Below are 242 nucleotides of genomic sequence, written 5' to 3'. Positions count from 1 at the left end.
AGCCTGCTCAGCAATTGGCCGCTGACCTTTACTTACGTCCTAGCGTAAAAAGCGTCCTTGATAAAAACGGTGACAAATTACCACCGGTTGAAACCTTTCGCCCGAACGATGCCTTTGGTACGTGGGATGAGATCATGAGTACTTACTTTGGCGATGGTGGTGTATTCGATCAGTTAGCGATTAATGCCCCGCAGTAACCAATACGCTTGCTTTTAAACGTACTGTCGTTACCCGCTTAGCAG

At 47.5% G+C, this 242-nt stretch carries 1 pseudogene; it reads left to right on the top strand.

The annotated features are described in order from the left end of the window. Nucleotides 1–197 (top strand): annotated as a pseudogene (locus AAEZ03_RS28640) (sulfate ABC transporter substrate-binding protein); the annotation flags it as partial. Nucleotides 198–242 lie beyond the last annotated feature (45 nt).

This window comes from Pseudomonas sp. HY2-MNA-CIBAN-0224, from assembly GCF_040310285.1.
GTDB lineage: Bacteria > Pseudomonadota > Gammaproteobacteria > Pseudomonadales > Pseudomonadaceae > Aquipseudomonas > Aquipseudomonas helleri.
Note: the sequence above shows the minus strand (reverse complement) of the source record. Positions and strands in the feature narration are given on the sequence as shown.